We start from the raw sequence: 23,099 nt of genomic DNA on the forward strand, positions 1-23,099 counted from the left end.
AAGATGTGGTCATGGCAGACGACGCGACGACGCCGCTGTGGCGGGCTGCCCAGGCCTTCCGCGCCGCGACGCTGCTCTATGTCGTGGCGATCCAGGCCACCTCGGTCGACCAGTACTCCCGGCCGGTGCTCAGCTGGGTGCTCGTCGCGCTGCTGATCGTCTGGTCGGGCATTGCGGTGGTGGGGTTCACCCTCACCTCGCGCCGCCGGCAGCTGGTCGTCGCCGACCAGGCGCTGGCCGTCGGGTTCATGCTCAGCTCGTGGCTGGTCGCCGGGCCGGAGGTCTGGCGCACCCACCAGAGCCTGCCGACCACGCTGTGGGTGAGCAACGCCGTGCTGTCGATGGCGATCTGGCGCGGCCCCTGGTGGGGGCTCGGCAGCGGCGTGCTGATGGGTCTGGTGTCGACGCTGGTCACCCGCGAGATCTCCAACCTGTGGGTCGACGCCGCCCTGCCGGTGCTCGCGGCGGTGGGCATCGCGCTGGGCCTGGCCTCCTCGGCCGCCCGCCGCTCCCGCGCCGAGCTGGAGCGGGCCGTGCGCATCCAGGCCGCCACGGCCGAGCGCGAGCGGCTGGCGCGCGAGGTGCACGACAGCGTGCTGCAGGTGCTCGCGCTGATGCGCCGCCGCGGCGCGGGGGCCACCGGCGAGCTGCGCGAGCTGGCCGACCTCGCGGGTGAGCAGGAGCGGGCGCTGCGCACGCTGCTCGCCGACCGCCCGGTCGCGACCGCCGACACCGGGCTGCTCGACCTGCGCCGCGAGCTGCAGCGAGTGGTGCCCGCCGGCGTCGAGGTGTCCGCCCCGGCCGAGGCGGTGCGCGTGCCGCACGGCACCGGCGAGGCGCTGGTGGCCGCCGCGCACACCGCGCTGACCAACGCCGAGTAGCACGCGGGCGAGGACGCCCGCGTCTTCGTGCTGCTGGAGGACCTCGGCGACGACGTCGTGGTCACCGTGCGCGACGACGGCCTCGGCATCACCGACGAGCGGCTCCGTGACGCCGAGCGCGAAGGCAGGATGGGCGTACGCCGGTCGATCGTCGGTCGGCTCGCCGACATCGGCGGGGAGGCCCGGCTGGAGACCGCCCCCGGCGAAGGAACCGAGTGGGAGCTGCGCGCACCGCGCGACCCCGAGGTGAGGAGTGCACCATGACCGACCCCGTCGTCACCGTGATGGTCGTCGACGACCACCCGATGTGGCGCGACGGCGTGAGCCGCGACCTCGCCGAGGCCGGGTTCGACGTCGTGGCGACCGCCGACGGGGTGCGCACCGCGGCCGACCGCGCCGCCGCCACCCAGCCGCAGGTCGTGCTCATGGACATGCAGCTGACCGACGGCAACGGAGCCGAGGCGACGGCGGCGGTGCTCGAGGCTGCCGGCGCGGCCAACGTGCTCGTGCTGTCGGCCTCGTCCGAGCGCGACGACGTGCTCGAGGCGGTTAAGGCGGGCGCGAGCGGCTATCTCGTGAAGTCCGCCTCGGCCGACGAGCTGATCGCCGCCGTGCGCGCCACGGCGGACGGCCAGGCCGTCTTCACCCCGGGTCTGGCCGGGCTCGTGCTCGGCGAATATCGCCGCATGTCAACGGTTCCCGCCGACGACGGCCCGCCGCTGCCGACGCTCACCGAGCGGGAGACCGAGGTGCTGCGGCTGGTCGCCAAGGGGCTCACCGCCCGGCAGATCGGCACCCGCCTCGGGCTCAGCCACCGCACGGTCGAGAACCACGTGCAGTCGACGCTGCGCAAGCTGCAGCTGGCCAACCGGGTCGAGCTCGCCCGCTATGCCATCGAGCAGGGTCTGGACTGATCCACCCGGGCCGGGCCAGGGGTACGCCCCCCTCGCCACCGCGCTGAAGTCCCCACCCGGGACGCGTGGTTCTACTCATGCCCGGCGCGCCCCGCGCCGGAAGTCTCGTGGGCATGAGCACTCCGATCTCTGACCCGAACGTCTTCGACCCCTTCGCGACCCCGCCTGCCGGCGGTCGCCCGCCCACCGGCGGCCCGTCCGCGGGCGGCCCGCCCCACGGTGGCCCGCCCCACGGCGGCCCACCTGCCGGTGGCCCGCCTCCGGCCCCGCCCGAGCCTCGCGTCCCGTGGTGGCAGCGCGACGGCGTCGTCAGTCGCCTCCTCGTCGGCACCGGCGTCGCCGTGACGCTCGTCGGCGTCGTGCTGCTGCTGGTCATCGCCGCGCAGAACGGCTTGCTCGGGCCGCAGGTGCGGGTCGCCGGCGGCGCGTTGCTGTCGGCGGCGCTCGTCGCGGCGGGCGTGCGCGTGATGGACCGGCCGGGCGGCCGCCTCGGCGGCACCGCCCTCATGGGCACCGGCGCGGCCGGGCTCTACCTCGTCATCCTCGCGATGACCACGTTCTACGACTGGCTCCCGACCGTCGCTGGTCTCGCGCTCGCCCTGGGTGTCGTCGTCGGTGGCGCCGTCGCCGCGATGCACTGGCGGGTGCAGATGCTCGCCGTCGTGGTCAACCTCGGCTGCGCGATGCTCGCGCCGGCGCTGACCGGTGGGGCCAACGCCACCCTGGTCGCCTTCCTCGTCGTGTTCGCCCTCGTCGGGGCGGTCCCCGAGCTGCGCCACCAGTGGTCCTGGCTCGCCCCGGTGCGCACGGTGCCCGCGGTCTTCGCCGCGATGGCGGCGATCCCGTCGGGTCGGCTCGCGGCGGCCGAGCTGGTCGCGTCTTCGGTGATCCTGCTGGTCGGTCTCGGCACCGGGCTGGTCGCGGCCCGCACCCGGCCGCACGACGTGCTGGCCCTCGGGACCATGGCGATCGCGTACGTCCCCGCCCTGCTCACCGGCGCGCGTCTCGACCTGCCGCTCGCCGCGGTCTGGTGCGTGGCGATCGCGGTCGGGTCCGTGGCCGCGGGCGTGCTGGCCCGGCCGCTGGCCCGCCCCGCGCAGTCGACCCTGCTGGGGCTGGCCGCGCTGAGCCTGCTCGAGGCGACCTCGCTGCTCACCATCGAGCTCGACTCCGCGCTGCCGGTGCTGCTGCTCGCGATCGTGCTGCTCGCGGCCGACCTGACCCGCCCCGACCTGGTGGCCCAGGTGGGCGGCCAGACGGTCCTGCTCGTGGGCGTGCTGCTGCTCGGCGTGACCGCGCCGGTCGACGTGCTGGCGCTGGAGTCGCGCGCGGTGAGCGACCTGGGCGCAGCGGTCGTGCTGTCCGGTCTGGTCGCCCTCGTCGCGGCGGTGCTCGGTGGGCTGTCGGCCTGGCGGTCGCGCGAGCTCGCGGAGCTGCGCGGCACCATCGTCGGCTTCGACGTCGTGGCCGGTCTCTACGCCGCGTCGGCCGCGTTCATCGCGCTCGGCCTGCAGATCCTGCCCGGCACCGACGGTTTCGCGCTCGGTCACTTCCTCGCCACCGCCGCGTGGACGGCCACCGGCTTCGGCGCCCTGCAGGTGGGGCTGCACCGCCCGGCGTACGCCCGCGTCGCCCTCACCGCCGGCCTCGCCCTCGTCGCCGCGGCGCTCAGCAAGCTGTTCCTCTTCGACCTGGCCGCGCTGAGCGGTCTGGCCCGGGCCGGTGCCTTCCTCGTCGTCGGGGTGGCGCTGCTGGTGGCTGGCACCCGCTACGCGCGCAGCTTCGCCGACCGCGACCAGTCGCACGAGGGGTCGCCCGGGACCGCCTGACCCCGCGAAGGGAGTGCTCACTCGCGGATCAGGCTGCGCGGACCACGCGCACGGGAAGGCCGTCGGGCTCAGGGGGCCCGGCGGCCTTGTCGTGCGCGAAGCCCTTCCTGCCCTACCTACCCCCGCGTAACATGTCGGCAACCCAGTGCGAGGAGACCTCATGACCACGCTGCACCACACGCGACAGGGGAGCGGCGAGCCCGTCGTGCTGATCCACGGGATCGGCCACCACGGACCCGCCTGGGGCGAGGTGACCGACCTGCTGGCACAGACGAACGACGTCGTCGTCGTCGACCTGCCGGGGCACGGCCGCTCGCCCGCGCCGACCAAGCCCCAGTCGTACGCCGTCGACAGCGTGCTCGACCAGCTCGAGGGGCTGTTCGCCGACCTCGGCCTCGGGCGGCCGCACGTCGTCGGCAACTCCCTCGGCGGCTACTTCGCGCTCGGTCTCGCCGGGCGCGGCTCGGTGGCGACGGCGACGGCACTGTCGCCCGCGTCGTTCTGGACCGCGCTGGAGCTGTACGGCATCACCGGGCCGCAGCTGCTGACGATGAAGTTCTCGACCTACAGCCCGGAGCCGGTGCTCAAGCTGTTCGCCGACCGCGAGCCGCTGCGCAAGCTCTCGATGGCCTCGCTCTACGCCCACCCCGAGCGGCTCACGCCGGAGCGGGCGCTCGCCGACAGCCTGAACCTGCGGCGCTCGAAGGGGTTCTGGCCGTTCTTCGTGCGCGCCGCGACGCGGCCGCTGAAGCGCGAGACGCCGAAGGTGCCGGTGACGATCGGCTGGGGCGACAAGGACCGGCTGCTCATCCCCAAGCAGGCCCGCCGCGCCGCCGAGAAGCTGCCGACCGCCCGCATCGAGACGCTGTCCGGCTGCGGCCACGTGCCGATGCTCGACGACCCGCAGGCGGTGGTCGACCTGGTGCGCTCGACGATCACGGCGGTCGAGCGCACGCCGGCTGCGGTCACCGCGTGACGAACAGGTAGACCCGCACCGGCGGGCCGTGGCTGCGCGAGACCACGAAGCTGGTCTCGCGGGTGCCGGGGGCCACCGCGATGGTGGGGTCCTCGCTGAGCACCACGTGCACGGCGTCCGGGGGCGCGTTGCGGGTGCGCCTGGCTTGGTCGTCCTCGGGGTTGGGCCACCAGGTGTCGAAGTAGACGGCGCGGTTGCCCGCCACCAGGTCCGCCGTGACCGCCGGGGCGAGGCCGCCGAAGGCGGTCGTGCCGATGCCGCGGACGACGACGGCGCGGTCGGCGGGGTGGTCGGCGAGCACCGCCCGCACCTGCTGCACGGCGGTGCGGCCCGCCACCACGTCGCGGTTGTCCTCGCCCGACGGGCCGCGCTCGAACAGGCTGGTGGGGATCAGCGCGGCCGCGACCAGACCGAGGACCACCGCAGCAACGGCGACGCGCCCGGCATGACGAGTCCTGTTGCCCAGCAACCGGATTCCTGCCCACCCCGCGACTGCGACGGCCATCAGGGCGGCGGGCAGATAGATGTCGAGGTACATCAGCTGCAGCGGCGCATAGCTGCGTGCGCCGAGCAGGAGCACCGCCACGGCCGGCACCAGAGCCACCAGCGCAGCCGCGGTGAGGGCGTCGCGCTCGCGGCGCGGGCGGCGTACGAGCCGGGGCAGGTGCCGCAGGCACAGCGCGCACCCGACGAGGGCGGTGACCGTGAGCGCCAGCTGCAGCGGCGACGCCGAGACCGGAAGGCCCTGCCGGCCGGGGACCGCCATGCGCGCGAGGTTGTCCAGGGCCAGCCCCCAGCCGACGGTGCCGGTGGCCGGCGGCTCGCGCAGCGTGGCCAGCTGGCTGAGGTTGTTCGGGCGATAGGTCAAGGTGTCGACGAGCGGGGGCAGCCAGCAGACGACGGCGAGGCCAGCGGCGACCCAGCCGGGGCGCTTCCACACCGGCCGGGTGGGCGCCCGGTGATAGCCGGGCACCGGCCAGACCGACCCGCGCGCCAGGCGCCAGCGCACCAGGCCGACGACCGCGAGCACCGCCGTCAGCAGGCCCATCACCGGCAGGCCGACGATGTGCGCCTGAGCGGCATAGCTGGCGACGACGACGTAGACCGGCAGGGCCGCGAGCTGCCCGAGCAGCAGCCGCCAGGCCAGCATGAGCGCGGCCAGCGTGCCGAGGATCGGCGCCCACAGGTTCCACGGGTGCACGAGCAGGTCGCCGAAGTACCGCTCCGTGGCCACGACCAGGACCGCCGCCACGGCGAGGCCCGGAAGCCGCCCGGCGGCCCACGCCGAGTGCAGCACGACGCCGATCAGCACGACGTTCAGCAGCAGCACCCCCAGCAGCAGGCCCCACGGCTGCCAGCCGCTGAGGGCGTACGCCGGGGCGAGGAGGTAGAACTGCAGCGGCCCTGGGTGGTGCGCGTAGGTCTGGGGGTCGAGCAGGCTGCTGGTCGAGCGCATCCCGAGCAGCGGCGGGTGGGTGCTGAAGACGTCGTGCGTCTTGACCGCGAGCACCGCGTCGTCGCCCTGCGGGACCCACCCGTCGAGGACCAGCCGGGCGGTCCACCAGACCAGCGGCAGCGACACCAGCGCGGTCGCGAGCAGCCAGGCCCGGTCGGTGAGCCCCTGGCCGCGGTCGAGGTCGCGGCTCACCGACAACCGTCCGGCGCGAGCGCTGATCGCCCTCACGGCACCCCCCTCGTGCAGACCGTGCGCCCACCTCCCCGTGGGCATCTGCAATGTAGGGCCGGCTCGTGCGACATGCAGCCCGATCGGTCAGAGTCGTGACCTGGTGACCGCCTCGTCCGCCGGGTCGCCGGCCAGGGCGGCCCACAGGATGCGTTGCACGTCCTCCGGCGTGACGTCGCGGGGGTTGACGTACTCACCCCCGGCCACGTCGGGGCCGACGCGGTCGAGGTCGGCGGCGGTGACGCCGAGGTCGGTCAGCGAGCGGGGCGTGCCCCACGACCAGCCGGCCGCCTGGAGAGCCTCGGCGGCCGACTCGGCCGGGCCGCCGAGCGTCTGGGCGACGGCCTCCGCGGCCAGCGGGGCGGCCTGGAGGTTGTACGCCAGCACGTAGGGGATCAGGACGGCGTGCAGCTCGGCGTGCGGCAGGTCGAGCGCACCACCGAGCCGGTGGCACAGGGCGTGGTGCAGGCCCATCCGGGTGTCCGCGAGCGTGGCGCCGCACAGCCACGCGCCGAACAGCGCCGCGCTGCGCGCCTCGAGGTCGTCCGGGTCGTCCACGACGACCGGCAGGGCCGACAGCAGCGCCCGGATCCCGCCCTGCGCGTGCAGGTCGGTCAGCCGCGTCCCGTCGGGCGCGTAGCTGCCCTCGACGGCGTGGGCGATCGCGTTGAACCCGCTGCTCACCGACGTGCGCACCGGCAGCGACAGGGTCAGGGTGGGGTCGTAGACCACCGACACCGGGCGTACGCGCTCGTCCCGGCCGGTGCGCTTGACCCCGTCCTGGGTGAGCCCCCACACCGGCGTCATCTCCGACCCGGCGTACGTCGTCGGCACCGCCACGATCTTCGTATCCCTCTGCAGCGCAACGGCTTTGGCCAACGCGGTGCTGGAGCTGCCGCCCACCGCGACGACGATGCCGGCGCCGACGCGGTCGACCTCGCGCACGCCCTGCTCGACCGAATCGGGCGGTGCGTGCATCGCCGCGCCGGCGAGCACGGTGGCGCGTCCCGCGGGCAGCAGGTCGGCCGCGCGCTCGGCGAGACCGCGCTGACCGGGCGTGCTCACCACGAGCACCGGACCGTCACCGACCCGGTCGACCTCCTCGGCGAGCAGGTCGAGGCTGCCGGGTCCGAACCGCACCCGGCGCACCTCGTCGACGACCTCCATGCGGTCGGGGCGGTCAGGACGCACGGGCGTGCTCCGGGGTCAGCACCAGCTCGATGCGGGCGTGCGGGAACGGCGTCGACAGGCCGTTCCGGGCCGCCTGCTCGGCGTCGTCGTCGGGCACGAACTCCTCGACCAGGTCGGGGGTGGCCGCGAAGACCGCGTCGGAGTCGAGATAGACGCTGCCCGCGACGAACAGGTGCGTCGTCAGCAGGGCGAAGCCCGGCGCGACGACCTGGAAGTGGATGTGGGCCGGTCGGTTGGGGTGGCGCCCGGTCGCGGCGAGCAGCTCGCCCACCGGCCCGTCGGTCGGGATGGGGTAGTCGCTCGGCACGACGGTGACGAACCGGAACGACCCGTCGTCCCCGGTCGTGAAAAGCCCTCTGCCCTGGCCGATCTCGTCGCTCTCGCGCTGCACGTCGTAGTTGCCGTCGGTGTCCGACTGCCACGCGTCGACCAGCGCGCCTGCCACGGGTTCGCCGGTGACCGACAGCACCCGACCGGTGACGAGCGCGCGCTCGCCGGGCACGCCCGCGCTGATGTCGTCGCCCTGCTCGCGCGGCGGCGACTCCACGAGGTGGAACGGCCCGAGCACCGTCTGCGGGGTGCCGCCCGGGGCGGCGTCGGCCTCGAGCTGCTCGACGAGCATCGACAGGCCCAGCACGTCCGACAGCAGCACGAACTCCTGGCGCAGGTCGTCGCAGGCCTGGCCGGTGCGGGTGAGGAAGTCGATCATCTGCTCCCACTCCGCGTGCGTCAGGCGCACCTCGCGGGCGTAGTCGTGCAGGTGCTGCACCAGCGGGACCAGCAGCTCGCGCAGCCGGGGGTCGGTGCGCTCAGGGTCGAAGCTGTCCTGCACGCGGGCGGTCAGGTCGGAGTCGTCGGTCACGGGTGGAGCCTCCTGCACTGCGGGGTCGGTGCGCCGGCGTCGGGCCAGCACGCCGAACGTACGACCGGCGCGGGTGCCACGCTCGCCGCGCAGCGCGGCGACGCTCCGGATCGCGCGGTCGATGTGACCTCCGGCACAACGCGCGGCGCGATGCGGCCCGCGCCCGCGCATCGCGGATAGCGGGGGCGGCACCGGCGCCGTACGTTGCCGCGATCTTCGGGCCGAACCTGGCCCGGACCGATCCCACCGCAGGAGCAGCAATGGCCGATCTGACCACGACGACGAGCACGCCGTTCTGGCTCGCCGAGATGAGCAGCAGCGAGCTGGAGGAGCAGCTGACCGCCGACCCCTACGGCCTCTACGCCCGGCTGCGGCGCGACCACCCGATCGTGCGCGTCCCGCAGATGGGGGACGTGTGGTTCGTGACGAGGTACGACGACGTCAAGCAGGTGGGCTCCGACCGCTCCTTCCACGGGGCGTCGGACCTGGCGCACATGACGCTGTTCGAGGAGGGCAACGTGCTGTCGGCCGAGGGGGAGCCGCACCGTGAGCAGCGCGCGTTCATCGACCCGCAGCTGCGCAAGCGCAAGGTGGCGACCTACATCGACGACCTGGTGCGGCCGTACGCCCGGAAGCTGCTGGAGGACCTGCGCCCGGCCGGTCGCGCCGACATCGTCACGGAGTACCTCGAGCCGGTCAGCGTGCGCAGCCTCGGCGACCTGCTCGGGCTGGAGTCGGTCGACAGCCCGACCCTGCAGCGCTGGTTCCACGGGCTGAGCCAGGCGCTGGTCAACAAGTCGATCGACGAGAACGGTGAGCTGGTCAACAAGGCTGCGTTCGAGCACGCCGAGGGGGTCAAGGAGGAGATCCGGGCGACGGTCGGGCCGATCATCGACCGGGTCACCGCGACGCCCGACGAGTCGAGCATGTCGCACTGGGTGCACGACGCGACGAACGGCAACCCGCGCACGGCCGACCAGCTGTGGCCGACGCTGTACGTCGTCCTCCTCGGCGCGATGCAGGAGCCCGGGCACGGGGCGGCCAACACCCTGCTCGGCCTGTTCCAGAACCCCGACCAGCTCGAGCAGGTGCGCGGCGACCGGAGCCTGCTGCCGCAGGCCATCGAGGAGGGGCTGCGCTGGATCGCGCCGATCGGCATCTTCACCCGGCGCGCGACCGAGCCCACGGTGGTGGCCGGCGAGCCGATCGCCGTCGGCGACATCGTGTTCTGCTCGATGGGCTCGGCCAACCGCGACGAGTCGCGCTGGACCGACCCCGACCGGTTCGACATCGCCCGCCCCCCGCAGCCGCACCTGGCGTTCAGCGCCGGCGCGCACACCTGCGCCGGCAGCCACTTCGGCAAGGCCGTCGAGGAGATCGCCCTGGACGAGCTGTTCGACGCCTTCCCCGACCTGCGCCAGGACGAGGAGCAGGCCGAGTCGGTGCAGGGCTGGTTCTTCCGCGCCGTGCGCGGCCTGCCGGTGCGGTGGTGACGACGATGACCCAGCTGCTGAGCGAGAAGACCGAGATGACGACCCAGACGACCGACGCCCCCGAGCAGACCCTGCAGCTGGAGATCGTGGCGGTCGACAGGCTCACCGACGACGTGGTGCAGCTGCGGCTGCGGGCCGCCGACGGGTCGCCGCTGCCGGCCTGGTCGCCGGGTGCCCACCTCGACCTCGTGCTCGAGGGGGTCGGGCCGCGGCAGTACTCCCTGTGCTCCGACCCGAGCGAGCCGGGGGAGTGGCGGGTCGCGGTGCTGCGCGAGCCCGACGGGAGAGGCGGGTCGGCGTACGTCCACGACCGGCTCGTCCCCGGACAGTCGGTGACCGTGCAGGGCCCCCGCAACCACTTCCGGCTCGTCGAGGCGCCGCACTACACGTTCGTCGCGGGCGGCATCGGCATCACGCCGCTGCTGCCGATGATCCGCCACGCCGAGCGTGCCGGGGTGCCGTGGCGCCTGCACTACGGCGGGCGCACCCGGGCGACGATGGCGTACGTCGACGAGCTGGTCGAGCGCTACGGCGACCGAATCTCGTTGTGCCCCCAGGAGACTCACGGTCTGCTCGATCTCGCCGGCATCCTCGCCGACGCGCCGGAGGGGTCCCGGGTCTACTGCTGCGGGCCGGAGCCGCTGCTGGCCGCGCTGGAGGGGGCGTGCGCCGAGCGCGAGCTGCCCACGCCGCACGTCGAGCGGTTCGCACCGAAGGACCTCGGCGAGACGCACGACGTCGACTTCGAGGTCGAGCTGGAGAGCACGGGCGAGGTCGTCGCCGTCCCGGCCGGCTGCTCGGTGCTGGAGGCGCTGCGCCAGCACGGGCTGGACGTGCCGTCGTCGTGCCAGGAGGGCACGTGCGGCACCTGCGAGACAGGAGTGCTCGCCGGCACCGTGGACCACCGGGACAGCCTGCTCACGGAGCAGGAGCAGGAGGCGATGGACACGATGTTCATCTGCGTCTCGCGCAGCGCCGGCGAACGCCTGACGCTCGAGCTGTGAGTCCTTAGCATGGCGCCCATCGAGCCGCTGCCCCTCTCGCGCCACCTCCTGAGCCGGACCACCGACCTGGAGGAGTTCGGGGAGCGGCTCAACGCGGTCTACTACCCCGCGCGGCTGCGGGTGCGCGGCCGGCACGGCGGGCCGGCGGTGCTGCACGCGGTGCACGGTCCCGACCTGACCGCGGGCTACGTGCAGCCCGGGCGCGACGTGCAGGTGATCCCGGTGCGGGAGTCGACCACGGCCTTCCACATCAACTTCGCCCACCGCGGGCGGCTGCTCGCGACCACCGGCGACCTGGTCGTGCCCGTGGAGGGCACGGTCGCGTCGGTGCACAACCCGGGCAGCGAGCACGCGCTGCACCACTGGGAGCCGATGACCGGGGTCGTGGGCGTGAAGCTGTCGCAGCGCGTCGTCGAGGAGGAGCTGGAGAAGCTGCTGGGGGTGCCGCTCGAGGCGCCGCTGCGGTTCGAGCCGGTGCTCGACCTGGACAGCGCGGCCGGCCGCGGCTGGCTGGCGCTGGTGCGGCTCATCCTCACCGAGCTGGACGACCCGGCGGTGCTGCGCGACGAGCGCATCCGCGACCACTACGTGCGGACCCTCGCCGTCACGACGCTGACCGTGCAGCCGCAGAACTACAGCGAGGCGCTGCGGACGGGCGGCAGCCCCGCGATGCCGCGCACGCTGCGCCGGGCGGTCGACCACATCGAGCAGCACTTCGCGTCGCCGCTCACCGTGGGCGACGTCGCGGCGGCGGGCGGCACCAGCGTGCGGCGGTTGCAGGAGGTCTTTCGTGAGCGCTTCGAGGTCACGCCCATGACCTATCTGCGCAACGTGCGCCTCGACCACGCCCGCGAGCTGCTGCGCGGCGGCCAGACCGAGGTCACCGAGGCCGCGCGGGCCAGCGGCCTGTCGCACCTGGGCCGGTTCGCCGCGGCCTATCAGGAGCGGTTCGGCGAGCTGCCGTCGCAGACCCGCCGCGGCTGACCGCGGCCCGGGTGGACACCCACCCGGAGAACGACGAAGCCCCGGGCGGAACCCGGGGCTTCGTGCTGGCGGTGGCGGAGGGATTTGAACCCTCGGTGGACTTGCGCCCACAAACGCTTTCGAGGCGTTCTCCTTAGGCCGCTCGGACACGCCACCGCCGAAGAGAGTACCTGAGGTGGGGCTGTGCGCCGAATCGGCTGCTCGGGGTGTCGCCGCGGTGGGGCGTCAGGCGGGGCGCGGGTCGGCGCGCACGAGCGTCTCGGCGGTGATCTCGCCGATCGACGTCACGCCCGAGAGCGCCATCGTGAGGTCGAGCTCGGCGCGGAACCCCTCCAGCACCTGCCGTACGCCTTCCGCACCTCCCAGCGCCAGGCCGTACACCCACGGCCGGCCGATGCACACCGCGTCGGCCCCGAGCGCCAAGGCCTTGAAAGCGTCTGCGGCGCAACGGATCCCGCTGTCGAACAGCACGGTGGTGCGGCCGCCGACGCGCTCGACGACAGCCGGCAGGGCGTCGAGCGACCCGACCGCGCCGTCGACCTGGCGACCGCCGTGGTTGGACACGATCACCCCGGCCGCGCCGGCCCCGACCGCGAGCTCGGCGTCGTCGGGGTGCTGGATCCCCTTGACCAGCACCGGGAGCGACGTGCGTGACGTCAGCCACTGCAGGTTCTCCCAGGTGAGGTCCTGCCGCGAGAACAGGTCGAGGAAGGTCTCGACGGCGACCCGCGGCTCCAGCGAGCGCAGGTTGTCGACGGTGCGTCCGGGGTAGGTCCGCGACAGTGTGGCCAGCGAGCGCACGGCACCCGGCCGGGGCCGCGGCAGCGGCTCGCCCGGTTCGGCCGGTGGGTTCGCGACCCGCTCGGCCACCCGCTCGCGGAAGACCGGGTCGGCGGTGTACTGCGCGATCCCCATGCCGCGCGCGAACGGCAGGTAGCCGAGGTCGAGGTCCTGCGTGCGCCAGCCGAGCAGCGTGGTGTCGAGCGTCACGACGATCGCCGAGCACCCGGCTCGCTCGGCCCGCCGCACGAAGCTCTCGACCAGCGCGTCGTCGCTGGACCAGTACAGCTGGAACCACCGCTCGTGGTCGCCCAGCTCCGCCGCGATCTGCTCGGTGCTGGCCGACCTGCGTCGAGACGATCATCGGCACCCCGGCGTCGCGGGCCCCGCGCGCGACGGCGAGGTCGTGCTCGCCGTGCACCATCTCGGCCACGCCGATGGGGCAGGTGAGGAAGGGTGACGGCAGCCGGCGCCCGAACAGCTCCACCGACTGGTCGCGCTCCCGGGTGTCGCGCATCATCCGCGGCACGATGCGCCACCGGTCGAACGCAGCCCGGTTCGCGCGCATGGTGTCGCCGTTGCCCGCGCCGCCGTCGACGTACGCCCTCGCGGTGGTGCTCATCGCCCGAACCGCCTTCTCCCGCAAGCGATCCGGGCTGAACGGGACGCCCGGTCGGTGCCCGAGGACCCCGCGCCGGTAGATGCGCGACTGCGCGTTGCGGCCGATGGATTCGCTCATGCCGGCCATCCAACCGGACCGGCGGCGGGGATGGGTGGGGCTAGCGAATCCGCTTGGCGATCAACGGATCCGGCTCGCCCAGGTCGGGGTGCAGGATCCGCGCGAGGGCCTCGACGCCGTCGGCGAGGCGCGGCCCGGGGCGGGCGAACGAGGCGTTGGCGTCGACCGCCCAGACCGGCACGTCGGGCGGCAGGTCGTCACCGGACAGCAGCTCGTCGGTGAGAGCGCTGGCCCGCGGCAGGTCGAACCCGCACGGGGCGACGACGATCGCCTCGGGCTCCGCCGCGGCCACGCTGCGCCAGCTGGTCGGGCGCGACCGGGCGCCCGCCTCGCCGAGCACGCTGCGCCCGCCCGCGACCGCGACCATCTCGGGCACCCAGTGGCCGGGGGCGTACGGCGGCTCGGTCCACTCCAGCACCATGCAGCCCGGCCGGCGCCGGCCCGCCACCGACTCGGCGACGGCGGCGGTGCGGGTGCGCAGCGCGGCGGTGAGCCGCTCGCCCTCGGAGCGCCGCCCCGCGGCGGCGGCGATGGTCGTCACCGACTCCCACACCTCGTCGAGGCGGTGCGGGTCGGCGGTCAGCACGTCGGCGGTGCAGCCGAGGAAGTCGAGCGCGTCGTGCACCTCCTCGACGTCGACCGCGCACACCGCGCACAGGTCCTGGGTGACCACCAGGTCGGCGGCGAGGCCGCGCAGCGCGGACCGGTCGAGGCGGTAGATGTCCTCACCGGCTCCGATGAGCCGGCGCACGGCCGCGTCGATCTCGGCCGGCGTGAGCCCCTCGGGCAGCGCGGAGGTGGACACGATGCGCGCGGCCTCGCGGGCGTGCGGCGGGCTGTCGCACTCGAAGGTCACGCCGACGACCTGCTCCCCGGCGCCGACGGCGTGCAGGATCTCGGTGGCCGAGGGGAGCAGGGAGACGATGCGCATCAGCAGCTCGCGCTGGGGGTCGGGGTCGCCGAGCGGCTCGGCACGGTCGGGAACTGCTCGCCGATCGCGACGTCGACGCTGGTGCCGGTGCGCCCGTCCTGGGTCATCGTCGCGCCGGGCAGCAGCGGCTTGAGGAACCGCTCGGCGTACGCCTGGCCGGCCGTGCCGTACCGGATCTCGCCGACGCCGGACAGCTTCTTCTTGTACGGGTCGTTGCCGACGGCGCCGACCGTGAAGTCGCGCGACTTCAGCGCGTCGGAGAAGTTGTCGGCCTCGCCCGAGCGGGTCGAGGAGTTGTAGACGTTGACGGTGAACCGCGACTCCGGCGGGGTCGTCGTCGGCGACGGGGTGCAGGTGGGGCTCGCCTCGGTGCTGCCGCCGCCGGCCATGCCGGTCCAGTAGGCGAGGGCGTACGCGAAGCCGCCCAGCACCAGCAGCGCCGCGACGATCAGCACCGTCACCGAGCGCCGCCGGCGACGCCGCCGCGCCCGCTCCAGCCCCGACATCGGGGGACGTCCGTGGCTCACAGCGCCAGCACCCGTGCGTGGATGACCGGCCGCTGCTCCAGGGCCGCGCGCAGCGCGCGGTGCAGACCGTCCTCGAGGTAGAGGTCGCCCTGCCACTCCACGACGTGGGCGAACAGGTCGCCGAAGAAGGTGGAGTCCTCGTCGAGCACCCGGTCCAGGTCGAGGGTGCGCTTGGTCGTGATCAGCTCGTCCAGGCGGACCATCCGCGGCGCGACGGGGCTCCAGTCGCGCGGGGTCGTTCGACCGTGGTCGGGGTACGGGCGCCCCTCGCCGACAGCCTTGAAGATCACGGCGGCCACTGTAGTTGGCGCTCCCGTGCGCACGCCCCGTGCCGCGCGCAGTGGCGGCTATCGTCGCCCTGTGACCGACGCGAGCAGCCAACTCGAGCAGATCAAGACCGGCTACACGTTCGAGGGCGGTGCGCTGACCCTCGGAGCGGCGGTCGTCGACGGGACGGCCGACGCCAGCGCGCAGGTACGCCTGCCGCTGGCCTCGATGAACCGGCACGGCCTGGTGGCCGGCGCCACCGGCACCGGCAAGACCAAGACGCTCCAGCTCATGGCCGAGCAGCTCGCCGGGCAGGGCGTGCCGGTCTTCCTCGCCGACATCAAGGGCGACCTCTCGGGCCTGGCCACGGCCGGGGAGGGCAACGACAAGGTCTCGGCCCGCGCGAAGGAGGTCGGGCAGGACTGGGCGCCGACGGCGTACCCCGTGGAGTTCTTGTCGCTCGGCGGCCAGGGCAAGGGCGTCCCGATCCGGGCGACCATCACCTCCTTCGGCCCCACGCTGCTGAGCAAGGTGCTCGGCCTCAACGCCACCCAGGAGTCCAGCCTCGGCCTGGTGTTCCACTACGCCGACAAGAACGGCCTGGCGCTGCTGGACCTGAAGGACCTGCGCGCCGTCGTGCAGTTCCTCACCTCCGACGAGGGCAAGGCCGACCTGAAGGCCCTCGGCGGCCTGTCCAGCGCGACCGCCGGCGTGATCCTGCGCCAGCTCATCGCGTTCGCCGACCAGGGCGCCGACGCGTTCTTCGGCGAGCCGGAGTTCGACACCGCCGACCTGCTGCGCACCGGGCCCGACGGCAAGGGCGTGATCTCCTGCCTGGAGCTGCCGGCGGTCAAGGACAAGCCGCAGCTGTTCTCCACCTTCCTCATGTGGCTGCTCGCCGACCTGTTCGACGACCTGCCCGAGGTCGGCGACCCCGAGAAGCCCAAGCTGGTGTTCTTCTTCGACGAGGCGCACCTGCTGTTCAAGGACGCCTCCAAGCCGTTCCTGGACTCCATCGAGCAGACCGTGCGGCTCATCCGCTCCAAGGGCGTCGGCGTCTTCTTCGTCACCCAGACGCCCAAGGACGTGCCCGAGGGGGTGCTGGCCCAGCTCGGCAACCGGGTGCAGCACGCGCTGCGCGCGTTCACCCCCGACGACGCCAAGGCGCTCAAGGCGACCGTGCGCACCTACCCCACGACGGCGTACGACCTCGAGAAGCTGCTCACCGAGCTCGGCACCGGCGAGGCCGTGGTCACCGTCCTGTCCGAGGAGGGTGCGCCCACCCCGGTCGCGTGGACGCGGATGATCGCGCCGCAGTCGCTCATGGCGCCCTCGCCCGAGGCGACGGTCGACGCGGCGATCGCCGCCTCGCCGCTCGCGCCGAAGTACGCGCAGCCGCTGGACCGTGAGTCGGCGTACGAGAAGCTCGCCGGCAAGCTCGGTGGCGCAGCGGGGCAGGGGGCGCAGGCCGGGCAGCAGGCGGCGCCGGCGGACGGTGCGCCGGCGGGGCAGGGCGCGCCGGCCCCGGCCGGGCAGCCGCCCGCCGAGCCGGCCAAGGCGGACGACCCGGGCCTGGTCGAGCAGGTGGTGAAGTCCAGCGCGTTCCGCTCGGCGCTGCGCTCGGCCGGCACCGTCATCGGCCGCGAGATCACCCGCAGCATCTTCGGCACCGCGAAGCGCCGCCGCTGAACCGGCTCTGCCACTGAGTGGTCACACGTTGCGGGTGCTCGCCCCCGGACACCAGCGACACGTGACCACTCAGCGCGAGCGGGCGCGCGATTTAGAGCCGCGCCCCTCCCTCGGGTAGCCTGTCCGCCGCCTGGAGGATTCGCATAGTGGCCTAGTGCGCACGATTGGAAATCGTGTTGGGGATGAAACCCCTCGCGGGTTCAAATCCCGCATCCTCCGCCAGCACGCGATGGGACCGGGAGCTTGCGACCGGTCCCTTTCGCGTTCGGCGCAGGTGCGGGATGCCGGGAGGAGCGGCTCGCCCGAGCGAGGGACGAGCGCGGGAGACCGCGACGGTTCCCGCATCCTCCGCCAGACGATCCGCCCCCGGGAGCTTGCGACCGGGGGCGTTGTCGTCTCGCGTTCCCGAGGGAGCCCGACGCCCGCGTCCACGCACGGAAACCTGTGTTGTCGCGCACAGGTCGGCGTGGCAACCTGCAGGCCCGAGCACTCGTCACACAATCGTGACTGGCGGCTCATCACGATGTTGCCGATCGGGGTCACACTGGAGACCGGTTCGACGCGACAGACAGGGTTGAGGGACATGCAGGGCGGTCTGCGCAAGATCACGCCGCTGGTGGGAGCGGTGCTCGCGGCGTCGTTGCTCGCCGGGTGCGGCGGCAGCGCCGAGGGCCGGCAGCCGACCCCGACCAAGACCTGCCCGGCCGAGGTGCCGGCGCCCACCGCCAAGATCGCGCCGAGCACGATCTATCTCAACGTCGTCAACGCCAGCTCCAAGGGCGGCCTGGCCGCGCAGACCTCGAAGCTCCTCGGCTGGCGCGGCTTCAAGGTGCTCGAGGTCTCCAACCAGTCGGTGATGGACGACCGCCCGGCGCCCAAGGCCGCCGAGATCCGCTACGGCAAGAGCGGCCGGCAGATCGCCCTCACCGTCGCCACCCAGGTGCAGAACCCGGTGCTGGTCGAGGACGACCGCACCGACCCCACGGTCGACCTGGTGCTCGGCGACTCGTTCGCGCTGGTGCCGGTCCCGCCGCCGCCGCCCTCGCAGGTGAAGGTCAACGTCTACAACACGACCTACCGCTCGGGGCTGTCCGGCGAGGTGTCCAAGCAGCTCGAGGCGCGCGGCTTCACGGTGCTGAGCAACGGCAACGACCCGAGCAAGAGCTTCCTGCCCGACGACGTGGCGCTCATCCGGCACGGCGAGCGCGGCGAGCCCAACGCGCGGCGGGTGGCGCTGCAGTTCAAGGGCGCCCGCCTGGTGCAGGACGGCCGCGAGGGCACCGACGTCGACGTCGCCCTCGGCAACAAGTACTCCCAGCTGGTGCCCGAGGCCCAGGCCACCCCGCCGCCGACCCCGAAGCCGAGTCGTCCGCCCGGCTGCTGAGGACGTACAGTAGGCGCCGGCCCCTCACGTGGCGGTACCTCTCCGAACTCCCCCAGGGCAGGAATGCAGCAAGGGTAGGTGAGCTCTTCCGGGTGCGTGGGGGGTCCTTGCGTGCCTGTGGACCGGCACGGGACGGGTGTCACCGGGCCCGGTTATCGTCCTTGCGTGAGCACCGCCCTCTATCGCCGCTACCGCCCCGAGACGTTCCAGGACGTCATCGGCCAGGAGCACGTCACCGAGCCGCTGATGCAGGCGCTGCGGTCGGGCCGCATCGGCCACGCCTACCTGTTCAGCGGCCCGCGCGGGTGCGGCAAGACGACCAGCGCGCGCATCCTGGCGCGCTGCCTCAACTGCGCGAAGGGGCCGACGCCGACCCCGTGCGGCGAGTGCGAGTCGTGCGTGGCGCTGGCGCGCGGCGGGTCGGGGTCGGTCGACGTCATCGAGATCGACGCGGCCAGCCACGGCGGTGTCGACGACGCGCGTGACCTGCGCGAGCGGGCGTCCTACGGCCCGGCGCAGAGCCGCTACAAGATCTACATCATCGACGAGGCCCACATGGTCACGCCGCAGGGCTTCAACGCCCTGCTCAAGATCGTCGAGGAGCCGCCCGAGCACGTGAAGTTCGTCTTCGCGACGACCGAGCCCGAGAAGGTCATCGGCACGATCCGCTCGCGCACCCACCACTACCCGTTCCGGCTGCTGCCGCCCGGTCTGCTCGGCGACTACCTGCAGACCCTCTGCGACGCGGAGGGCGTGCCGGTCGAGCCGGGCGTGCTGTCGTTCGTCACGCGCGCCGGCGGCGGCTCCGCGCGTGACTCGCTGTCGGTGCTCGACCAGCTCATCGCCGGGTCGGGCGAGGAGGGGCTGACGTACGCCGGCGCGGCCGCGCTGCTCGGCTTCACCGACGGTGAGCTGCTCGACGCGATCATCGACGCCTTCGTCGCCCACGACGCCGCGGCGGTGTTCCGGCAGATCGACAAGGTCGTCGAGTCGGGTCACGACCCGCGCCGGTTCGTCGAGGACCTGCTGGAGCGGCTGCGCGACCTGATCGTCGTCTCGGCGGTGGCCGACGGCGCGGCCCAGGTGCTGCGGCACGTGCCCGAGGACCAGCTGGAGCGCATGCGGCAGCAGGCCGCGGCGTTCGGCCCCGGCACGCTGTCCCGCGCGGCCGACATCGCCAACGCCGGCCTCACCGAGATGACCGGCGCGACCGCGCCCCGCCTGCAGCTGGAGCTCATCGCGGCCCGCATCCTGCTCCCCGCCGCCTCCGGCGAGCAGGGGTACGCCGCCCGCCTCGACCGGCTCGAGCGCCGCCTGGACCTGGGTGGTGGCGAGCATGCTGGTCGGGTTGGCGGCGATCACGTTGGTCGAGCCGGCGGGGATCACGCTGGTCGAGTAGGCGGCGAGGAACGAGCCGTTGGCGATCACGCTGGTCGAGTAGGCGGCGAGGAACGAGCCGTTGGCGATCACGCTGGTCGAGTAGGCGGCGAGGAACGAGCCGCCGTATCGAGACCACCGGCGCCGGCACAGACCGAGCCCGGCGAGGACGTACGTCGGGAGTCGGGTGCGCAGGCACCCTCGCCCGAGCCGGGTGGCTGGCCGGACGACGGGCCGGTCGAGCCCGCCTCGTCCGAGCGACCCGCACGGCCGGATCACGAGGCGGCCTCAGACCGTCCGGGCGAGCCGGCTCAGGGGCAGGGGCGCCCCGCCTCCGACGAGCAGGGGCCGAGCGGGACCTCCCGCGACGCCTCCCGGTCGCCGGAGCCGAGCGCACCGACCGGGTCGGGCGGCCCGGGCGGTCAGGGCGACTCGGGTGGCCGGGACGACTCGGCCTCGGGAGAGCCGGCCCCGGCCGCCGCGCCGCAGCGGACCCCGGGCTCGATCGACACCGACGCGATCCGCCGCGCCTGGCCCGACGTGCTCGACCGGATCTTCAAGATCAAGCGGGTCACCTGGACGCTGCTGAGCCAGCACGCCCAGGTGCTCGACTACGACGGCCAGCGGCTGCTGCTCGGCACCAGCACCCAGGGCCTCACCGACGCCTTCCGGCGCGGGCAGCACCCGGAGGTGGTGCGGCAGGCGCTGATCGAGGGCATCGGGGTCGACTGCCGCATCGAGGTGACCGTGCACGACGGTCCGCCGCCGCAGGGGCGCCCGGCCCCGGGTGACGGCGGACCGGCCGGCTCCAGCGGCGGCTTCGGTGGCGGCCCCGAGCAGCCGTGGGGCGGTGGCGACCAGGGTGGTGGCAGCCCGGGCGCCGGGCCGCACGGTGGCGGCGGCGCCCCAGGCGGTCCCGACCAGGGCGGCAGCGGACCGTCGGCCGGCGGCTCCGCGCCCTCCGGGGCGCAGGGTCGCTCCGGCCCGGGCGGTGGTCCGGCCGGCCCGAACGATGGTCCCGGCGCTGGCGGCCGGGGCGGCGGTCCCGGTGGGGCCGGCGGTGGCCCGGGTGGTCCGCAGCCGCCGCGCCAGGCGCCCGCCCCCGGTGGTTGGGACGCCGACTCCCGCGACAGCTGGAGCTCTCCGTCAGCCGCGCCGCCCGCGTGGACGACCGACGAGGGCGACGGCGCAGGCGACGCCCCGGCACCCGGTGCACCGGGCGGCCCCGAGCAGGGCCGCTCCGCCGGCGAGCCGTCGGCTCCTGCACCGGCATCGCCGACCACCGGCCCGTCGATGGCCGAGACGGCGCGTCGGGAGGACGTGCAGCCTGCGCCCTCGCCGCCGGGAGCCTCGCCCGAGACGACCCGCACCCGGCCCCCGCAGCCCGACGACGACGCGGGGCCCGACGGCCCCGGCCCGGCGTCCGGCGCCCCGGCACCCGCGCCGGATGCACAGCCCACGCCAGGTGCTCAGCCCGACGCCGCCTCGCAGCCCTCGCCGCGCCGCCGGGCCGAGGCGGCCGCCAAGGCCCAGGCCGCCGCGGCGGCCGACCCGCGCCGGCCCGGCGCCGACGACAGCGCCGCCACCTACGACGACGAGAGCGTCGAGGACGCGGGTGCGGTGGGCGTACCCGTCATCCAGAGCGTCCTCGGCGGAACGGTCATTGCCGAGGAAGAGGACTGAGCGCCGCACTATCGTGAGTCCGTGCTCTACCTGACCTCCCGCAAGGTGCTCGCCCCGTCCTTGCGCGCGGTCTGGCGGCCCACCGTCGAGGGCACCCGCAACGTGCCGCGCACCGGCGGTGTGATCCTCGCGAGCAACCACCTGTCGTTCGTCGACAGCATCGTCATCCCCGCGTGCGCGCCGCGGCAGGTGTTCTTCCTGGCCAAGGCCGACTACTTCACCGGCACCGGGCTCAAGGGCGCCGCGATGCGTGCCTGGATGACCTCGATGGGCATGATCCCCGTCGAGCGCGACGACACCCGCGCCGCGCAGCGCTCGCTCGAGATCGCCCTGGAGGTGCTCAGCGAGGGCAAGGCGTTCGGCATCTACCCCGAGGGCACCCGCTCGCGCGACGGTCGGCTCTACCGCGGCCGCACGGGCGTCGCCTACCTCGCGCTCGAGGCCGGCGTGCCGGTGGTCCCCGTCGGGCTGCAGGGCACCCAGGACATCCAGCCGGTCGGCTCCAACCGCTTCCAGCGCGCCCACGCCACGGTCCGGTTCGGCGAACCGATGCACTTCACCGAGGCGTACGCCGGCGTCCCCGCCGGGCGGGCCCGGCGCGAGGTCACCGACCAGGTCATGGCGGCCATCCACGAGCTGACCGGGCAGCCGCTCGCCGACGGCTACAACGAGCACCCTCCCGCGCAGTGACCGCCCGCGCCGCGACGGCGAGCGTCGGCCCGAGGACGTAGGCTCGGGGCCGTGTACGAAGGCGTGGTCCAGGACCTCATCGACGAGCTGACCCGGCTGCCCGGCATCGGGCCGCGCGGTGCCCAGCGCATCGCCTTCCACCTGCTGCAGGCCGACCGCGACGACGTGCAGCGGCTCACCGAGGTGCTCACCGTCGTGCGCGAGAAGGTGCGCTTCTGCGAGCTGTGCTTCAACGTGGCCGAGGGCGAGCGCTGCCGCATCTGCCTCGACCCGCAGCGGGGCGACACCCAGCTGTGCGTGGTCGAGGACCCCAAGGACGTCAACGCGATCGAGCGCACCCACGAGTTCAAGGGCCGCTACCACGTGCTCGGCGGCGCGATCAGCCCGATCGACGGCGTGGGCCCCGACGACCTGCGCATCACCGAGCTGGTGTCGCGGCTGTCCGACGGGCGCATCACCGAGCTGATCATCGCGACCAACCCGAACCTGACGGGAGAGGCGACGGCGTCGTACCTCAACCGCCTGGTCGGGCCGATGGGGCTCACCGTGAGCCGGCTCGCCTCGGGCCTGCCGGTGGGCGGTGACCTGGAGTACGCCGACGAGGTGACCCTCGGGCGGGCGTTCGAAGGAAGGCGGATGATGCATGCCTGAGCAGCAGCCCGACGACCTCGGGGCGCTGGCCGCCGAGACCGCGGCCGACGTGCGCAGCTTCACCGCCGCGGTGCGTGAGCTCGCCGCGGGTGCAGCCCCCGACACGGCGATCCCGCTGCTCCTGCTGCTGGTCGCCCAGCTGCAGGTGACCGGCGCGCGGCTCGGCGCGATCCAGGACGTCGTGCCCGACGAGCGCTTCGAGCCCGACCCCGGCCCGGAGTCCGACCAGGACGCGCTGCGGGTGTCGCTGGCCAACCTGCTCGAGGGCATCGACGACTACTCCGACGTCGTCGACCCGCTCACCTCGCTGGAGCTGTCGCGCGCGGCGCTGTCCGACGACCTCGCCACGATCGTCGCGAGCCTCGAGCACGGCCTCGCCCACCACGACCGCGGCCGCCCGGTCGAGGCGATGTGGTGGTGGCAGTTCGGCTACCTGTCCGACTGGGGCACCCGGTCCTCGGCCGCGCTGCGCGTGCTGCAGACGATCCTCGGCCACCTGCGCCTCGACGCCGACGAGGACACCGTCGCCGAGGCGGAGTTCGACGCCCTGCACCCCTGACCCG

At 74.0% G+C, this 23,099-nt stretch carries 19 protein-coding genes, 2 tRNA genes, 1 other RNA gene and 2 pseudogenes; 16 read left to right on the top strand and 8 right to left on the bottom strand.

What is annotated here, in order from left to right:
* The first annotated feature begins 11 nt into the window (after positions 1–11).
* From FB554_RS16580 to FB554_RS16595, 5 genes and pseudogenes are all read left to right on the top strand, one after another.
* Complete coding sequence (locus FB554_RS16580; RefSeq protein WP_211344697.1) at positions 12–881, top strand: DUF5931 domain-containing protein; 870 nt, start codon at positions 12–14, stop codon at positions 879–881.
* Between the two features lie 15 nt (positions 882–896).
* A pseudogene (locus tag FB554_RS17460) lies at positions 897–1,145 on the top strand (ATP-binding protein); the annotation flags it as partial.
* Positions 1,142–1,795, top strand: coding sequence for a response regulator (locus FB554_RS16585; protein ID WP_142007780.1), 654 nt, complete (start codon positions 1,142–1,144; stop codon positions 1,793–1,795). The pseudogene FB554_RS17460 and the gene FB554_RS16585, both read left to right, overlap by 4 nt.
* A gap of 113 nt (positions 1,796–1,908) precedes the next feature.
* Entirely contained in the window at positions 1,909–3,624 is a 1,716-nt protein-coding gene (locus FB554_RS16590) for a DUF2339 domain-containing protein (protein WP_170206954.1), read from the top strand.
* 160 nt (positions 3,625–3,784) lie between these two features.
* Positions 3,785–4,600 (top strand): alpha/beta fold hydrolase, encoded by an 816-nt coding sequence (locus FB554_RS16595; RefSeq protein ID WP_142007782.1) that lies wholly within the window; start codon positions 3,785–3,787, stop codon positions 4,598–4,600.
* Here FB554_RS16595 and FB554_RS16600 read toward each other — a convergent pair.
* From FB554_RS16600 to FB554_RS16610, 3 genes are all read right to left on the bottom strand, one after another.
* A complete protein-coding gene (locus FB554_RS16600) occupies positions 4,590–6,284 on the bottom strand; it encodes a hypothetical protein (RefSeq protein WP_170206955.1) in 1,695 nt (564 codons plus the stop codon). The genes FB554_RS16595 and FB554_RS16600 overlap by 11 nt on opposite strands.
* An 87-nt stretch (positions 6,285–6,371) precedes the next feature.
* Complete coding sequence (locus FB554_RS16605; protein WP_211344699.1) at positions 6,372–7,475, bottom strand: maleylacetate reductase; 1,104 nt, start codon at positions 7,473–7,475, stop codon at positions 6,372–6,374.
* Entirely contained in the window at positions 7,465–8,337 is an 873-nt protein-coding gene (locus tag FB554_RS16610) for a dioxygenase family protein (RefSeq protein WP_211344700.1), read from the bottom strand. The genes FB554_RS16605 and FB554_RS16610 overlap by 11 nt, the downstream gene beginning before the upstream one ends.
* A gap of 260 nt (positions 8,338–8,597) precedes the next feature.
* Between FB554_RS16610 and FB554_RS16615 the strand changes: the two genes are divergently transcribed.
* From FB554_RS16615 to FB554_RS16625, 3 genes are read left to right on the top strand one after another with little or no spacing between them, the layout of a single operon-like run.
* Entirely contained in the window at positions 8,598–9,830 is a 1,233-nt protein-coding gene (locus tag FB554_RS16615; protein WP_142007785.1) for a cytochrome P450, read from the top strand.
* A 5-nt stretch (positions 9,831–9,835) separates the two neighbouring features.
* On the top strand, positions 9,836–10,834 hold the full coding sequence (locus tag FB554_RS16620; RefSeq protein WP_236022184.1) for a PDR/VanB family oxidoreductase: 999 nt from the start codon (positions 9,836–9,838) through the stop codon (positions 10,832–10,834).
* A 9-nt stretch (positions 10,835–10,843) separates the two neighbouring features.
* On the top strand, positions 10,844–11,818 hold the full coding sequence (locus FB554_RS16625) for a helix-turn-helix transcriptional regulator (RefSeq protein ID WP_142007786.1): 975 nt from the start codon (positions 10,844–10,846) through the stop codon (positions 11,816–11,818).
* Between the two features lie 66 nt (positions 11,819–11,884).
* On the opposite strand, the gene FB554_RS16630 is transcribed toward FB554_RS16625, so the two are convergent.
* The 5 genes and pseudogenes from FB554_RS16630 to FB554_RS16650 form a co-directional block, all read right to left on the bottom strand.
* Positions 11,885–11,974, bottom strand: a tRNA-Ser gene (locus FB554_RS16630).
* A gap of 69 nt (positions 11,975–12,043) precedes the next feature.
* Positions 12,044–13,346 (bottom strand): annotated as a pseudogene (locus FB554_RS16635) (lactate 2-monooxygenase).
* Between the two features lie 31 nt (positions 13,347–13,377).
* Positions 13,378–14,268 (bottom strand): ABC transporter substrate-binding protein, encoded by an 891-nt coding sequence (locus FB554_RS16640; RefSeq protein ID WP_142007787.1) that lies wholly within the window; start codon positions 14,266–14,268, stop codon positions 13,378–13,380.
* Entirely contained in the window at positions 14,268–14,774 is a 507-nt protein-coding gene (locus FB554_RS16645) for a LytR C-terminal domain-containing protein (RefSeq protein WP_142007788.1), read from the bottom strand. Before FB554_RS16645 ends, FB554_RS16640 begins: the two co-directional genes overlap by 1 nt.
* Before the next feature lie 17 nt (positions 14,775–14,791).
* Complete coding sequence (locus tag FB554_RS16650) at positions 14,792–15,085, bottom strand: type II toxin-antitoxin system VapB family antitoxin (protein WP_142007789.1); 294 nt, start codon at positions 15,083–15,085, stop codon at positions 14,792–14,794.
* Positions 15,086–15,155: 70 nt separating this feature from the next.
* Between FB554_RS16650 and FB554_RS16655 the strand changes: the two genes are divergently transcribed.
* The 8 genes from FB554_RS16655 (at position 15,156) to FB554_RS16690 (ending at position 23,095) form a co-directional block, all read left to right on the top strand.
* Entirely contained in the window at positions 15,156–16,751 is a 1,596-nt protein-coding gene (locus FB554_RS16655; protein WP_142007790.1) for a helicase HerA-like domain-containing protein, read from the top strand.
* Between the two features lie 132 nt (positions 16,752–16,883).
* Positions 16,884–16,973 (top strand) — tRNA-Ser (locus tag FB554_RS16660).
* A 361-nt stretch (positions 16,974–17,334) separates the two neighbouring features.
* Positions 17,335–18,135: a LytR C-terminal domain-containing protein gene (locus tag FB554_RS16665; protein WP_142007791.1), complete on the top strand. Its 801-nt coding sequence runs from the start codon at positions 17,335–17,337 to the stop codon at positions 18,133–18,135.
* Positions 18,136–18,150: 15 nt separating this feature from the next.
* Positions 18,151–18,247, top strand: an RNA gene (gene ffs / locus FB554_RS16670) — signal recognition particle sRNA small type.
* Positions 18,248–18,300: 53 nt separating this feature from the next.
* On the top strand, positions 18,301–21,195 hold the full coding sequence (locus FB554_RS16675; protein ID WP_142007792.1) for a DNA polymerase III subunit gamma and tau: 2,895 nt from the start codon (positions 18,301–18,303) through the stop codon (positions 21,193–21,195).
* Positions 21,196–21,216: 21 nt separating this feature from the next.
* Complete coding sequence (locus FB554_RS16680; RefSeq protein WP_142007793.1) at positions 21,217–21,885, top strand: lysophospholipid acyltransferase family protein; 669 nt, start codon at positions 21,217–21,219, stop codon at positions 21,883–21,885.
* A 51-nt stretch (positions 21,886–21,936) separates the two neighbouring features.
* Complete coding sequence (recR, locus tag FB554_RS16685; protein ID WP_142007794.1) at positions 21,937–22,536, top strand: recombination mediator RecR; 600 nt, start codon at positions 21,937–21,939, stop codon at positions 22,534–22,536.
* Positions 22,529–23,095, top strand: a complete 567-nt coding sequence (locus FB554_RS16690; RefSeq protein WP_142007795.1) for a DUF5063 domain-containing protein — start codon at positions 22,529–22,531, stop codon at positions 23,093–23,095. Before recR ends, FB554_RS16690 begins: the two co-directional genes overlap by 8 nt.
* The last annotated feature ends 4 nt before the right edge of the window (positions 23,096–23,099 follow it).

Source organism: Barrientosiimonas humi (assembly GCF_006716095.1).
Lineage (GTDB): Bacteria > Actinomycetota > Actinomycetes > Actinomycetales > Dermatophilaceae > Barrientosiimonas > Barrientosiimonas humi.